The organism is Myxococcus sp. AS-1-15, from assembly GCF_020037055.1.
GTDB classification, from domain to species: Bacteria; Myxococcota; Myxococcia; order Myxococcales; family Myxococcaceae; genus Myxococcus; species Myxococcus fulvus.
Genome location: NZ_JAIQDF010000001.1, coordinates 1,213,296 through 1,227,647 on the forward strand (window position 1 = coordinate 1,213,296; position 14,352 = coordinate 1,227,647).

Here is a 14,352-nt window from a genome sequence, read left to right on the forward strand (position 1 = left end):
AATCGGGCCTGGGGACTGAGCCCCAGGGTCTCCAATCGGTAGCGCGTGGACTTGGGGCGGCGCCTGAAGTGCAAGACCCACTGGGGATGCGGGCCGCCGTAGTGCTGGAGTTCCAGGTCGTCTCGGGTGCCCCGCAGCTCCATCTGATGCGCAGGGCTGAGCAGCTTGCCACAGGTGTCGAAGCTGCCTTTCGAGTCCTCGAGCGGGTGTTCGACCCCCTGCGGGTCGAGATAGGCGAACCCCTCCAATGTCTGACGGAGCTCGTGTTGGAAGCCATGGCGCCACCCGGGTCCCAGCGGCGCCTCGGCGGTCTGGGTGATGAGCGCGGTGCTATAGAATCGCTCGAAGACGAGCGGAAGCGTGCCTGGGATGGCGAAGTCGAGCCAGGTGTTGAAGAGAACCCCTGACGCGACGTCCACAGGGTGTCCGACCGAGACGCGTCCACTGGCGCTCATGGGGCCTCGCGCAGGTTCGACTGCCTTTGCGGGTGACTATTCTTCCTTTCCCTTGTCGTTGTCCAGGCGGGCCCCTACTTGGGACTGTCGAGATGAGTCTTTCGCCGGAGGGGCAACAAGCCGAAGCCGGGGCCCGCATGGGCCCCGGCTCCAGGTGTCCCGCGTCTGGTTCAGTAGTTGGCCCAGGGGTTGGAAATCACGTACATGCGCATGTCGCGGTGGGCGCAGAACGTGCGGCGCGCGACCAGGTGCTTGGGCTGTCCGGCGACGGCGCGGACCAGCAGGTAGCTGGCGTTGCTGCCGCCGTTGTTCGCGAGCGGCCAGTCACCGATGAAGGGCGCGGCCGGGGTGAAGTTGTGGTTGGACCAGTTCCAGGAGAAGCCGCTGCCGGCCCAGTCCTCGGTGATGGCCCAGGAGGCCGTCGGCCCCCCCTGGATGAAGAACCACTCGTCCCGTCCATCCACGGAGTCGAGGTTGCCCGTCAGGAGCGCGTCCTGGGGGCCCTGCGGATAGCCCACGCCACCGATGTGGTTGGCGCCGTACGTGCTCCAGCCCCACGCGAATTCGCCGTTGACGTAGTGGAAGGTCGTCGCCCAGCTGGCGAGCCCCAGCAGCTCCTCCTTGCCGTCACCGTTGGTGTCGCCGCCGTTGCGCAGGTGGTGGCGGTAGCCGTACATGCCATGCGCCGTGTTGCCCTGGGTGCTCCAGAGCCAATCCCAGCCCGTGCCCGCCGCGTTGAGGCGGAAGAGGGTGATCCACCCGCTCGCGCTCACGCCGACAAGCTCATCCTTCTGGGCGGGAGCCGCCAGGTCGAAGTTGCCGGAGACGAGGTAACCGCCCCCGTTGGAGTGGGCGAAGAGCTGGTCGGACGTGCTGCCGTAGCTGCTCCAGCCCCAGTTCCAGGTGCCGTTGTCGAAGTGGAACAGCGTGACCCAGGAGGCGACCCCCAGGGCCTCGTCCTTGCCGTCCCCGTCGAAGTCACCGATGACCAGGTTGTTGCGATAGTCGTAGATGCCGCCGCCCGCGCTGGGGGAGCCGTTGTTGCTCCAGCCCCACTGCCAGTCGCCGTTGCGGTAGTGGAACATCGTCATCCAGCCATTGGTGTCCACGCCGAGCAGGTCCTCGGCGCCGTCGCCATCGAAGTCACCGACATAGTGCTTCGCATAGGCGGCGACGCCGCCCTGGCTCGTCGCCGTCCAGACCTTGTTCCAGCCGGGGCTCTGGCCGTTGACGGCGACCGTGGTGGTGCTCTGGTCGATGAGCTGGCCCATGATGTTCTGGATGGAGAGCGTCACCGTGACGCTCTGGCCCGGCGCGAGTCCGGAGGGGATGATGCCGCTCAGGGACACGGTCGCCGAGCCGGAGATGGGCTGGAAGGCGCCCACGGCGATGCCATTCCAGGCGGCCTGGAGGTTCTGCACGGTGAAGGCGCCGGACTGTGACAGGGTCATCCGGTACATCCCCGTCGCGAGCCCGGACGAGGTGCCGCTGTAGTTCACGAAGTTCTGGCCGGAGTTCGCCAGCGTTCCCGCGCAGAACGTCACCACCGCGGCGTGGGAGACCGTGGGCAGCACGAGCGTGAGCACGAGCGTGCACAGCCTGAGCAGGGGAGGGGCGGACCTTTGCATGAAGAGCCTCGAGGGGAAGTCCCGCGCGGGGTTGCGCGGGGCTCGTACCACGAAGCATCGGGTATGCCATTGCAAGTGCACTCAGACTACGGAACGTGGACTCGCTGCGGTGTCACCTTCCGGGCCACATGGTCGCCTCGAACTGTGGCGGGTCTGGTTACACGTGAGTGGTGACATCGCTGGTGCGACGCGGTGTTGCTTGTGTATGCACATCCACTTCTGGAGTACAGCAGTCCTCGCTCGTGGCAGACGCTCCCTCTCTTCGTGATGCTCTCGCGGGCCACCGCGGTGCTCCAGTCCGTCGAGCAGGGCAAGCTCACCCTGGAGGACACGCTGACGCAGCACCTGCCCGCGAGCGTGACGGCGCGCATCGCGAACGCCTCCTCCATCACCGTGGCCATGCTGCTCGCGCACCGCTCGGGCATCCCCGAGTGGGTCACCGAAGAGACGAACCTGGCCATCGTCATGGACCCGGAGCACGTCTGGTCGCTCGAGGAGATTCTCGGCATCTCCGGCGCGCAGTCCCCGGCGTTCCCTCCCGGCTCCCAATATGGCTACTCCAACACGAACTACGTGCTCCTCGGCGAAATCCTCTCCGCCGTGGAGGGCCGCGGCTGGCGCGAGGTCGTCCGCGAGCGGGTCATCGAGCGCGCGGGCCTTTCCCACACCCGTGCGCCCGAGCCCGCAGACCTGTCCTGCCCCGCGCCCTGCGCACGCGGCTACGTCCCCATGGATGAGGAGATGGCCGACCTCACCGTCGTCGACCCCTCCATGGCCGGGGCCTCGGGTGGCCACGCGCTGGAGACCACCGTCGCCGACCTGCTCACCTTCTGGAAGAAGCTGCGCGCGGGCGCCCTCTTCGAGCGCGAGCAGACGCTGGAGTCCATGCTCGCGTTCCAGTCCGCGCCCGAGCCCGAGTCACGTCTGGTGGGCTACGGGCTCGGCGTGATGCGGCTCGAGTCCCAGGGCGTCGTCGCCCTCGGCCACCTGGGCACCACCGCGGGCTACCAGAGCTTCATGCTCTACCTCCCCCAGACACGTCGCTACCTCACGGGGAGCATCAACGTGATGGGAGACCTGGCCGCGGTGCTCGAGCCCCTCCTGGAGCGCGCGGGCCGCCCCTGAGTCCCTACCGGGCCTTCCTCGGCGCGCGCTTGGGTGCCTCGTCGTGGAAGCCCGCCACCAACATGCCCAGGTTCCGCGCGAGCGCGACCGCCGTCTCCACTGGCACCCTCACGTCCTTGAGCTTGTTGTGCTGTGGGTCCAGGAACGTCCCCACCGTCTCCCGGAAGTCCACGCGCGCGAGCATGCAGCCCCGGAAGTTGCTGCCGCTCAGGTCGGTGCCGGTGAAGTCCGAGTCCGTCAGGTCCGAATCATAGAAGTTCGACTCCCGCGCGATGCAGCGCAGGAAGTCCGTCTTCCGCAGGCTCAGCCCGACGAACGAGCAATACGACAGGCCACACTCCACGAACCCCAACTCAGGGTTCGACGCGAGGTTGCTCCAGTCGATGCCCATCAGCTTCGAGCCCTCGAAGCGCACGTCCCGGAGCGCGGTGGAGGGCATCTGCGCCCGCGTGAGGTTGCTGCCGCGCACCGCGCAGTTCTCCAGCCGCGAGCCCTTCCACCGGCTCTCCTGGAGCTGACAGTTCTCGAACGTGCAGCGATAGAACTCCTTGTCGGTCAGCACCACGCCCTGCAGGTCGAGCCCCACGAAGGTCTCGTTCGCGAACGACTCCTCGCGCACGAGCCGCTCCACCACCTCCGTGTCCATCCCGCGCTCCGTCGTCATGTCCGCTGTCTCCTCGACCCGCCACCACACGCGAGCCTGGAGCGTGCCCCGCCCACACGCGGAGCACCTCCTCGACGAGCCGGGCGGGGCGCGCGTTCATCATGCACGCTCCCTCCAAGGGCGACGACGGGATTGATGACCCCCTTCCCACCGCGCGCGAGGTGACGCGCGACATGGCCAGACACCCCTCGGAAAACAGCCGGGGAGGGCCTCCTGGTGGCCGCGCTGTCGGTCCTCGCGAGCGCAGGGTGGCCGGCGGTGCATCCCGGGACTTCCCCTCGCACGGCGACGCCCCACCGTGCGCGACAAGGCCCTTCCCGGGGCACCCCCCACGTCCGATTTCGTGACGCGCAAGGCGAAGAAAACCGCGCGTCACCCGGTCCGGCTCAGTCCCGGGTGACGCCGGGCGCGGGCACGGCGCGAATCCAGTCGATGTCGAACGGGTTTCCCACGCTGCTCACCGGGTCCAGGCGCAGGTCGGTGATGGTGCCCGTCCAGTCGACATGTCCCGCCACCTCGAAGGTGAGCGTCTGGTACGCGCCGTTGCCGGTGTAGACGGTGCTCGTCGCGCGCGTGCCGGAGAAGCCGGGCAGGGTGGCCGTGGCGAAGAAGAGCTCCAGCGTGGTGTTCTGCGTCGCGCGCATCCGCACCTGGACCTTCGCCACGCGGCTGGCGCGGAAGTGATAGGCGGTGTTCACCACCTGCGCGTCGCCGGTGCCCGAGCCCGTCCCGGTCAGCACGCCCCCCGTGACGGCGAGCCCGGAGACGTTCGCGGATGCGCTCCAGCCCTCGACGTCCCCCGCCGCGTTGAACTCGGCGCCCAGGTCTCCCGCGTCGAACGGGTGGCGACCCGCGACGATTTCGGCGGCGTCCGACATCTGGTCCCCGTCCGTGTCGAGCGGCGGCACCGCGAAGTCCGTGCTCCAGTGGATGACGAAGTTCTGCGCCCTCCCGGTGGCCACCGCCTTGATGTACAGGTCCCCGCCCTGCTGCACGAAGTACGCGGAGTTGGCCGAGGCCCGCAGGTTGGCCAGCGAGGTGCGCGAGCCGAAGCCCGCTTGCGACGACGCGACACCCAGGCCCCCCAGCTTCCCGAAGTCCTTGAACCGGGCGACGTAGGTGTCGCCCACGCTGGCGTCCTCCATGTTCATCGCCACCGTCCTCACGGAGGGCAGGGACGCATAGGCATACGTGTACTCGAAGCCCTCGTTCACCAGGAACGGGAGCTGGTGCCACTCCCGATAGCCGTGGATGTAATAGACGTGCGCGGTGGGCGTCCCCACCTTCTCCCGGGTGACGGCGACGTCGGGCGTCTGCTCGAAGGACACGCCATAGGTGAGTCGCGACAGCACGAAGCGGTGGTCGCTGCGGTACGCGTTCTCCCAGTTCGCGGGACGGAACTCGTCGCCCACGCGCATGAAGGGATGGCTGGAGACGATGGTGGTGTTCGGCTTGCCGCTGATGCCGCCCGTGAGGTCGCGCAGCGCGATGGACCAGAAGCGCGGGTGCTCGTTGTCGTTGGCGTCGGTGTTCGCCTTGGGCGTCAGGTCGTAGTTGCCCAGGCTGATGCGCGGCGTCCCCGCCGGCGACACCGTGTTCCCGGTGAACAGGTGGTTGGGGTGCTTGATGGCGGCGCCGGTGTTGATGAGGAGGTTGGCGTTGGCCGCGTTCCAGCCGACGAAGTGCGAGTCCCGGACCTGGCCCGCGCCGTCGTACACCCGGTAGGCATGCTGCGCTCCAGTGTAGAGCGACTCACCGGAGTTCGCCACGAACAGGCTCTGGTCGATGGTGCTGTAGCTGGCCATCATCGCCGCGGTGTGGTTGTCGACGAAGATGTTGTTGCGGAAGACCAGGTTGTCGGACGGGCCGCCCGCGCCGATGCCGGTGTAGATGGCCAGGTCATTCGCGTACCAGGTGCTGTCCTCGATGAGGTGGAGCGCCGGGTCATCCCAGCCGAGGTTGGGCTGGATGGCGTGGGTGGGGGACAGCCCGTCGAAGATGTCGAACCCGGAGCCGGTGCTGTGCGCGCTGTTGCCCTTGAACGAAATCATCGGCAGCCGCCAGGGCTCCATGCTGCTGAAGCGCCCATCGGTCGCGGACTGCCCCATGGGCTTCTTGGGGAAGGCGAACCAGAACCCCGTGCCCTCGGTCCCCGCGGCGACGTTGTCCTCGAACGTGTTCTGCGGGTTGGTGATCCAATAGCTGGCGGGCGTGCGGTTCTGGAGCTGTACGAACTCGTTGTCGGAGGGCGTCAGCTGGTCGCCGGGCGCGGGGCGCCGGGTGAGCAGCGTCACGTTCTTCTTGATGACGTTGAAGCGCTCGCTGCCGTCCTCCAGGAACACGCCGTGCCCGACGTGGTCATGGAAGAAGTTGTTCTCCACCAGCGTGCTCTCCGTGCCGTGGATGGTGATGGCCCGGTTGTAGGACTGGTGGATGCTGGAGTTCTTGAAGTACTGGCCCGCCCCCGCTGCTCCGAGCATGTGCCAGTGGAACGGATAGCGGCCGAGCAGCTTCTTCTGGCCCATGTTGTACAGCTCGACGCCGCTGATGTACGCGGCCGCGTCGGTCATGACCATGACATGGCCCCCGTGTCGGGTGGCCGTGGAGGCGGCATCTCCCTGGACCTTGAGGTTGTGGGTGAGCAGGCCCACCTGCGCGCGCAGATCCGCCGTCCACGTGCGCGAGCCCTGGGTATAGGTCTTCACCACGCCGGTATGCGCGAAGGTGAGCGGGCTCGACAGCGCCACCCGGGTGTTCCCCTCCGACAGGCCGGTGATGGTCCGCTTCTCCGCCTCGTTCGGGTTCAGGTGGCTGGAGACCACGACCAGGGTGTCTCCCACGCGCCAGTCCACCGCTTGCTTGAGGAGGAGGGAGGTGCTCCCCGCGGCCGCGTTCGCGCCGAGCTGGGACCAGCTCACGCGCTCCTCGCCGTGGAGCCGGATGACGCCGGAGCTCATGGCGCCGAGGAACTTGTTGCCCATGCCCATGACGTCGGGGTCGGCCGGCGCGCCGACGAGCGTGAACACGCCCGCGTTGGGGAAGGGCGTCAGCTCCTGCCCCACCTCGAGCTTCGCGCCGCTGCCCATCACCATCACGTAGCGCGTGGTGACGTCGAAGCCCTGGTTCTGGACGCCGAGCAGCTCCCCTCCGACGGTGATGGACGTCGTGCTGACGGAGCCCCGGAGGCACACGGCGCTGCCGGCCCCCACGGTGGCGGTGTCGTTCGGTCCAGGCACCGCGCCGCCCCAGACCTGCGGGTCCCTCCAGTCGTGGACCAGCTCCATCCGCAGGTCATCCACCAGCGCCGTGTGGTCGCCGCCCGCCGTGTCCAGGCCCGCCAGGCTCACCACGGTGGCCCCCGCGGCGAGGTAGATGGGCATGGACACCTGCTCGACGTACTGCGTCGCCGTCAGGCGGAACTCGCCGACCTGGGTGCCGGCCACGCTGACGAGGAGGTTCTTCGCGGGAGGCATCGTGGGGCTGTTGGCGCGCGCCGCGGCCCTGACGCGCAGGCGGTAGTGGCCCGTGATGGGGATGTTGACCGACGTCGACGCGGAGGAGTCTCCCTGGAGGAAGAGCACCTGGCTCCCTTCGGGCGCGTTGGGATTGGAGACCGTGAAGGCGCTGCCGTTACGGGCCAGGCCCGCGCCCGGGTTGATGGACCACGGGCCTCCCGTGGGGGTGTAGGCGTAGCCGGGCGAGGCGGGCAGGGCGGGGGACTCGAAGCCGCTGATGACGATGTCCCGCACGCGCGTCGCCGTGAGGTCGTCCACGAAGGCGGTGCTGTCGGTGCCCTGCGGATTGGTGCCGTGCATCGCCACCGTGTGCGCGCCCGAGCCCAGCAGCACCGGGCCCGTGGTGAAGCGCTGGTACGTGCTGCCCGCGGGCGTGACGCCCAGCACCGTGGCGCCGTTGACTCGCAGCTCCACCCGCTGCGTGCTCGGAATGTTGCCGCGCTGCGCGGCGGCGAAGCTGAAGACGTAGTAGCCGGCGGGGATGTTGACCGCCCGCGAGGCTGAGGCCACGCCCTGCAGCAGCAGCACCTGGGCGCCCTGCGGCGCGCTGGGGTTGCCCGACGTGAAGGCGGTGCCGTTGCGCGTGAGGCCCGCGCCATCGACGAACGTCCAGCCCGAGCCCGCCGGGGCGTACTGGTAGCCCGGCGAGGCCGCGAGCGCCGGGATTTCGAACGTCCCATTGGGGAAGGTGAAGACGGTGGAGGACGCGGAGCTCAGCGTCGCGGCGAACGCCTGCGCGGACATGCAGGTCACTGCCAGGATAAACAGTGATGTAAATCTATTCAGTTTTGTCGGCATGGGCGGGTCTATGTCGCCCATTGCCAGGGAGCGTCAATCGCACACCGGTCTCACGTTCCCCAGAGCCAGGGGTTGTAGCGTTCCCACTCGATGAGAGGCGTTGTGGTCCGAACGGCCCTACCCAGGTCCTCCAGGTTTCGCAGGGGGCTGCCCTCCGGGTGACGGGGCTTCGGCTGCTTGCGCTCTGGCACCAGTCCTGCCGCGAAGAGCTCGGCGCCCAGGGCCGGGGACTGCCGCGCGCGCTCGTGGAAGTACCCCGGGTCCAGGAGCTCCTGTGCGTGGATGAGGACGCCTGCGGCGCGGAGGGCTTGGACGACGCGGAGGGTGTCCTCCTCGGTGCAGGGGGCGCGAGGCCGCAGCGCGTCTTCGTAGAGCCCCGTGCCGCCGCGCGGAGGCCGGTTCCACCGGGCCCCGCGCTGGAGGAGCAGGGAGACGATGTCCGGCAGGCAGATGCCCGCCGCGTGCTGCAAGGGAGGCCGGGTGCTGTCGCTCTTGTCGATGTCCGCTCCCGCTTCCACCAGGCGCCGCACGAGCGTGGTGTCCACGGGCTCATTGCCTTGCATCGAGGTCAGCAGGGGCGTGGCCGCGCTGGCCCCCGCGAGATTGACGTCCGCGCCAGCCGCGAGCAGGGCCTCCGTGAGGTCCCCATCGCGGGCCTGCACGGCCTTGATGAGGGCGGTGTCCGACCAGGGCAGCGTGTCGTTGGGATTGGCGCCCGTCTTCAGCAGGTGCTTCACCACCGAGCGCATCCGCTTCTCGACGAGCTGGGAGAGCGGAGGCGGCGCGGCGCCCTTCTTCACCAGGGCGAGCAGGGCCTTCTCGTCGTCCTCTCGCAGGGCCACCTCCACGGCGGGCAGGGGCGTGATGGTGACGCGTGAGCCGGGGCGCATCGACACGTCGGTGCCGGCGGGCACGGCCATGTTGAGGTTGAGTCCTCCCCGGGGGGAGAGCCCGGACGCCTCGATGGCGCGGACCATGGGCACGCTCTTCTGGTCCATGGCGAGGCTCAGCGCGTCCGCGAGCACGCGCTGCTGGATGCGCCCCTTCGCGCGCTGGCCCAGCTGTTCGACCTTCCGCACCTGCTCCTTGGCCACGGCCGCCAGGAAGTCCGCTTCCACGAGGCACGCCTCGTCACCGCGCGAGCCCGCCTTCACCAGCAGCTTCTCCGCGCGAGCCGCACCCGTGGAGCGCGCGAAGCACCGCGCGGACCAGCCGAAGGGAGGCCAGGCGCTGTTGTCGTGTCGGGGGACTCGCAGCAGCGGGTCCGCGCCCGCCTTCAGCAGCATCCGGACGAGGGCGACGTCGTCCTTCTCCCCCGACACCATCAGCGGGGTCATGTGGGGGTAGCCATTCGTGACATGGCCCGTGATGTTGACCGCCGACTTGTTGTCGAGCAGGTCCTTCATCCGCGCCGCATCCCCGTCGAGCGCCGCCTGCATCACCGGCGTGTCCTCGATGAAGCGGGCCTGGGACAGGTACTTGGGACGCGCGTCGGCGAAGCCGCCGAGCAGGAGCACGACGAGCGTCACGGGCGTGAGCCGCTGGACATGGACGAGGCTCATCGGGCGCAGTCCTCCGGGCAGTTGCAGACCTGTTCGAACTTCCCGCACACGCCATCGCCGCAGCGCACGCAGACCGACTCCAGGGTGGTTCCCTCGATGGGGTCGCACCTGGGGCCGACGTGGTGCTCCAGGGCGCCACAGCGCGGCACGAGGCCGGGGCAGCACGCCACGCTGGCGCCCAGGACGCCCTCCTCCGCGCACTCCGCCTTGTTCGGATACATCGGCTGGGTCCTGCAGAACCTCACGCCGTCGCAATACGCCGCGAGCTCGCAGTCCTTGGGGAAGTCGTCGCAGCGCTCCACGGACAGGCCTTCGCACCAGACGTCCTCGGTGGGCCGGCGCAGCTCGTCTCCTGGTGGCATCCGCTGGGGGATTCGAGGGTCGCGATAGGGGCCGGTGAGCGGCTTCGTGACGGGGGGCGGGTCCTTCGGCGCCTCGGCCTTCGGCACGGCCACCTCGGGGATGGGGAGGCCGTCCGGGGGCCTGTCCTGGTGCAGCACGACGAAGGCCGCCGAGCCACCCACGAGCAGACAGGCGATGACGAAGAGCAGGTTCTTCGCGACGCCCCGCCTCCGGGAGTCGGGCGGCGGCTGGGGTGCGGCTGGGGCCATCCTGCCATTCAACCCAAAGACAGAGGCTCTTGGATAGTCACGGGTGACTCATGTCTCCCGAGGGGTGTCATCCCCAGTGTCACGGTTTGCGTATAACCTCGTGCCCATTGCAGCCCGAGGGGGCGAGGAGTCGTGCGACGTGAACGGTCCGGACAGTGGGATGGCCATTGGCGTGATGCTGGGCATGTTGTTCCTGGTGGTCGTGGGGGGCGCTGTCGGGATGGGGGTCGCCCTGCTCATCAAGAAGCTCTTCAACCTGTCGATGGCCGCGTCGGTCGGAATCGGGCTGGTGCTGGTGGTGGTGGGCGGCGTGGGGCTGTTCGCGGTGGTGTTCGATGACCTGACCGCGTCCTGGTGGGCCGCGCGCACCGCGAAGCCCGTGCACTTCATCGTCCCCAAGGGCTTCAGCGGCCCGCTGTATGTGTTCTTCGACGCGAACGGGCCCGCCGTCAACGAGGTGAAGGGCCGGCTCGAGGTGCCGCTCAGCGGCGCCAGGTCCCTGCGGGTGAAGGCGGGGGCGGGGCTGGAGAACCACTACGCCGACTTCGAGGCCCGTGACACCGACGGCAAGACGGTCCCCGTGTTCCTCGATTCGGGGGGTGTCCAGTACGGCCTCGAGTACCGCGGTTTCTGGTTGGGGGACCAGAGGGGGCGGACCTTCGGCGAGGCCCCCACCGAGATGCCGAAGTAGCGGGCGCCTTTTCGGGCGAAGCAAATCACGTGGGTGCGTTCAGGGAGTCACCCTGCACCCTCCTGGCTCCGTTCGTTCTCGTGTGTCCGGCCTGTTCTCGCTGTCCGCGCTGTTGATGTTGCTGGTGCTGGGGCTGAGCCGTCGTCGCCGGGACGGGCCGGCGCGCGGTTGAAGTCGGCCGTGTGTCCTCGTGTTCGCGGCTGGCCGGAGCCCGGGGCGTCTCAGCGCAGCTCCTGGGCGAACTGTTCGCGATAGTGGCCCTGGAGTGTCTTCAGCGCCTCCTGCATGCCGGCGGCGCGGTACTGCTCCGCGAGCAGTCGCCACGCCTCGGTGTGCAGGGGCTCCAGCGTCACCACGCGCTCCAGGTGGGTCCGCGCCTCCGCGCGGGCGCCGGACATGGAGGCCATCCAGCCCAGGATGAAGTGCGCCTGCACCGCCTCGTCATACGCGGCGACCGCCTTCCGGCACGATGTCTTCGCGGGCCCCAGCCTGCCTGCGCGCAGGTTCATCTCGCAGTCGAGCACGTGCCGCACGGCCGCGCGTGGAAACTCCCGCTTCAGCCAGGCAAGGCGCGTCGGTGCTTTCACCGCGGGCCCCTTGTCCAGGGCCGCCTCCACGTCCTTCGCCGCGCGGATGAGCTCACCCTCCCGCTCCACGGCGACGCCGCTCACGGAAGGGTCCACCGGCAAGGCCATCCACCGCCGGGTCTGGACGGTCCAGCTCCGTACGGCCCGGGTGCGTGACTCGTCGCCGGTCTTCGCGAGGGCCTGCTCGGTCCAGGTGAGCGAGGAGGTCTGCTTGAAGAGCGCCGCGAGGTCTCCCCAGACGTCCGGCGTGGTTCCTGGGTCCGCCTCCATCCGCTGCCGGGCTCGCACGAGGTGACCCTGCGCCTCCAGGTGGCGGCCCTGCTGGGCGTCCAGGACGGCGAGCTGGAACAGGGGAGAGGGGTTCTTGGAGAACTTCTCCGCGACGGAGGCGCACTTCTCCCGGGTCGCCGGCAGCGTGGGCGCGGCCCGTGTGCCCAGGTAGCAGGCCAGCGATTGGATGTGGGCGTCCTCCGGATGGAAGCGCGCCAGGGGCTCCATCTGCTGCGCCGCGACCTCGACGCGCCCCTCCTTGTCGAGCGCGAGGATGGAGTCGAGCAGGCGCCGGTCGTCCGCGGACAGGGTGCTCGCCTTGGGAGGCTGCTGGGTGAGGGGCGCGGCGCCCGCGCGGACCTTCGCGAGCCAGTCGACGATGGCGTCCTTCTGGGGCCCTTCCCACTCCGGCCAGGAGGTCGACGTCAGCAACTCCCACAGCTCGGTCGCCCAGGCGAGCGCGGCCGCCTCGTCGTGCTGGGCCTTGGAGGAATGCCTCAGGCTGGTGGCGAGCAAGGACAGGGTCTGCGGCGAGAAGGCGCCCTGGTTCGAGCCGTAGTTGGGGGACATCATCCAGTGCGAGTCGTGCACGTGGAACGCTCCCAGCGTGTGCGCCCACTCATGGAGGAAGACGGACGTCTCCTTGTGCTGCTTGCGCTGCTGGTAGAGCGTCTGCTGCTCGTCCTGGGGCAGGTGCACGAGCGCCTCCATGATGGCGCGGACCTCGTCGGGGTTGCCCATCTCCCGAATCACGAAGTGGCGTCCGAACAGCCGCGCCATGCCCAGCTCATGGTGCGAGGCGGTGTAGAACTTGAGCGTGGAGACGAGCCCCACGACCAGGTCCACGCCTTCTCCCGGGTCCACCAACTCCAGCGCGCTCAGCGAGCCCCCCAGTTCGCCCTCGACGCCGCGGTGCGCCCACTCACGCGTGGACTCGAGCTCGAACTCCACGCCGAGTGGGCCCCGCACCACCGCGCTCGCGCGCTGCAACTGGGACACGATGCTGCTGCGCCAGCGCACCACCTGCTCCCGGTAATCCGAATCCGCGTAGACACGGACCCGGAGCTTCCGGACGGCGCCCACCGTGGCCTTGGCCGTGGACTCCAGCTTCGCCGGCGCGAGCGTCTGCGCATGTTCGCGGGCGTAGTCCACCGGGCGCTTCACGCAGGACAGCCCCAGGAGGCAGAGCGCCACCAGGGCGCAACGCGCCGCGGTCCCCCCGACACGACGTGTGTTCATGAAATCAAAGCCAAGCATCGATGTTCGCCGTGACGCAACCCGCGCCCCGCCTCCCTGAAGTCGCATCCAGGTCAACGCCCTGATTCCACCGCGGGGTCGGGGTCATTTCGCGATGCGTGCAGCACTTCAGTGTTCTTGGAATGGAGGGGCACAGCTGTCAAGTGGTGAACGGCCCAGGCCGCTTGCTGCGCCGAGGCGGATTGTGTCTGCTGGGGCGTCCAACCTTTGGGAGAGAGCCACATCCATGTCGAAAGAGGGAGTCGCCGTACTGGCCAAGGAGGTTGGAGACGACTGGAAGGAGCACGCGTACTACGACGAGGTCGAGGCGTTCATGCCGGAGGCCTGGAAGAACCTCATCTGGCCCGTCATCAGCGCGTGTGACTTCACCTCCACCATGGACCTGGCGGCGGGCCATGGCCGGAACACGGAATTCCTGCTGCCGCTCTCCGAGCGCGTCCATGTGGTGGACATCAACCCGGAGAACATCGACTTCTGTCGTCGCCGCTTCGCGGGCCGGGACTCGAAGATATCCTTCGTCGTCAACGACGGTTCGAGCCTCGCGGCGCTGCGCAGCGGCTCCTTGACGCTGGCCTACTGCTTCGACGCGATGGTCCACTTCGACAGCGACGTGGTGCGGGCCTACCTGCGCGAGTTCTTCCGCGTCCTGGCGCCGGACGCGCACGCGTTCATCCACCACTCGAACTACACCGCGAACCCCTGCGGGCGGTGGATGGACAACCCCGGCATCCGCAACTTCATGAGCCAGGAACTCTTCGCGCACTACGCGCAGAAGGAGGGCCTGTCCGTCGTGTCGCAGCAGGTCATCGACTGGGGTGGGAATCCGAAGCTGGATTGCCTGTCCCTCTTGCGCAAGCCGAACCCTCCCCAGGGCCTCGGTGGGAACTACACGAAGCGCGACGGCATGCTCTTCGTCCTCGCGGCCGCCCACGAGTCGGCGAAGTTCTCGCTCGCCCGACCCGGGACGCTCACGTTGGACGCGCACGCCCACGAGTGGTGTGGGCGGCTCGTCGTCCAGCAGGGCGAGCGGGTCCTCGGCACGTTCGACGTGCATGACGCGCAGGCGCAGCCGCGGCAGTTCGTCTTCGACGCCGAGGCCGGGGAGCTGGTGTTCCGCGCCGAGGACCGGGGTGACGGCCGGGGCGAGGCCTGGGTGAAGGGCATCGACATCCGGTGGCGCAAGCCCTGA

General features: G+C 68.8%; 9 protein-coding genes and 1 pseudogene. 3 read left to right on the plus strand and 7 right to left on the minus strand.

The window, feature by feature from the left end; translation table 11 throughout:
* Nucleotides 1-218 precede the first annotated feature (218 nt).
* Nucleotides 219-455, minus strand: a pseudogene (locus K8625_RS44375) (DUF6531 domain-containing protein); the annotation flags it as partial.
* A gap of 170 nt (nt 456-625) precedes the next feature.
* A complete protein-coding gene (locus tag K8625_RS04990) occupies nt 626-2,083 on the minus strand; it encodes a VCBS repeat-containing protein (protein ID WP_223781968.1) in 1,458 nt (485 codons plus the stop codon).
* A 192-nt stretch (nt 2,084-2,275) separates the two neighbouring features.
* On the opposite strand from K8625_RS04990, the gene K8625_RS04995 reads away from it, so the two are divergent.
* Entirely contained in the window at nt 2,276-3,208 is a 933-nt protein-coding gene (locus K8625_RS04995; RefSeq protein ID WP_223781969.1) for a serine hydrolase domain-containing protein, read from the plus strand.
* A gap of 4 nt (nt 3,209-3,212) precedes the next feature.
* Here the strand turns inward: K8625_RS04995 and K8625_RS05000 are convergent, their stop codons facing one another.
* The 4 genes from K8625_RS05000 to K8625_RS05015 form a co-directional block, all read right to left on the minus strand.
* Complete coding sequence (locus tag K8625_RS05000; RefSeq protein ID WP_223745419.1) at nt 3,213-3,872, minus strand: pentapeptide repeat-containing protein; 660 nt, start codon at nt 3,870-3,872, stop codon at nt 3,213-3,215.
* A gap of 386 nt (nt 3,873-4,258) precedes the next feature.
* On the minus strand, nt 4,259-8,131 hold the full coding sequence (locus tag K8625_RS05005; RefSeq protein ID WP_223781970.1) for a G8 domain-containing protein: 3,873 nt from the start codon (nt 8,129-8,131) through the stop codon (nt 4,259-4,261).
* A gap of 104 nt (nt 8,132-8,235) precedes the next feature.
* Nucleotides 8,236-9,747 (minus strand): ankyrin repeat domain-containing protein, encoded by a 1,512-nt coding sequence (locus K8625_RS05010; protein ID WP_223781971.1) that lies wholly within the window; start codon nt 9,745-9,747, stop codon nt 8,236-8,238.
* The gene (locus K8625_RS05015; RefSeq protein WP_223781972.1) at nt 9,744-10,358 is read right to left on the minus strand and encodes a hypothetical protein; all 615 of its coding nucleotides are present in this window, start codon (nt 10,356-10,358) and stop codon (nt 9,744-9,746) included. The genes K8625_RS05010 and K8625_RS05015 overlap by 4 nt, the downstream gene beginning before the upstream one ends.
* Nucleotides 10,359-10,497: 139 nt before the next feature.
* Between K8625_RS05015 and K8625_RS05020 the strand changes: the two genes are divergently transcribed.
* A complete protein-coding gene (locus K8625_RS05020; protein WP_223781973.1) occupies nt 10,498-11,049 on the plus strand; it encodes a hypothetical protein in 552 nt (183 codons plus the stop codon).
* Between the two features lie 221 nt (nt 11,050-11,270).
* Here the strand turns inward: K8625_RS05020 and K8625_RS05025 are convergent, their stop codons facing one another.
* Nucleotides 11,271-13,145, minus strand: a complete 1,875-nt coding sequence (locus K8625_RS05025; protein WP_223781974.1) for a hypothetical protein — start codon at nt 13,143-13,145, stop codon at nt 11,271-11,273.
* Between the two features lie 244 nt (nt 13,146-13,389).
* Between K8625_RS05025 and K8625_RS05030 the strand changes: the two genes are divergently transcribed.
* Entirely contained in the window at nt 13,390-14,352 is a 963-nt protein-coding gene (locus K8625_RS05030) for a class I SAM-dependent methyltransferase (RefSeq protein ID WP_223781975.1), read from the plus strand.

Coding starts and splice junctions, on each gene's coding strand:
- K8625_RS04990 (WP_223781968.1), bottom strand. CDS start 2,083: ATGCAAAGGTCCGCCCCTCCCCTGCTCAGGCTGTGCACGCTCGTGCTC.
- K8625_RS05000 (WP_223745419.1), bottom strand. CDS start 3,872: ATGACGACGGAGCGCGGGATGGACACGGAGGTGGTGGAGCGGCTCGTG.
- K8625_RS05005 (WP_223781970.1), bottom strand. CDS start 8,131: ATGTCCGCGCAGGCGTTCGCCGCGACGCTGAGCTCCGCGTCCTCCACC.
- K8625_RS05010 (WP_223781971.1), bottom strand. CDS start 9,747: ATGAGCCTCGTCCATGTCCAGCGGCTCACGCCCGTGACGCTCGTCGTG.
- K8625_RS05015 (WP_223781972.1), bottom strand. CDS start 10,358: ATGGCCCCAGCCGCACCCCAGCCGCCGCCCGACTCCCGGAGGCGGGGC.
- K8625_RS05025 (WP_223781974.1), bottom strand. CDS start 13,145: ATGAACACACGTCGTGTCGGGGGGACCGCGGCGCGTTGCGCCCTGGTG.
- K8625_RS05030 (WP_223781975.1), top strand. CDS start 13,390: ATGTCGAAAGAGGGAGTCGCCGTACTGGCCAAGGAGGTTGGAGACGAC.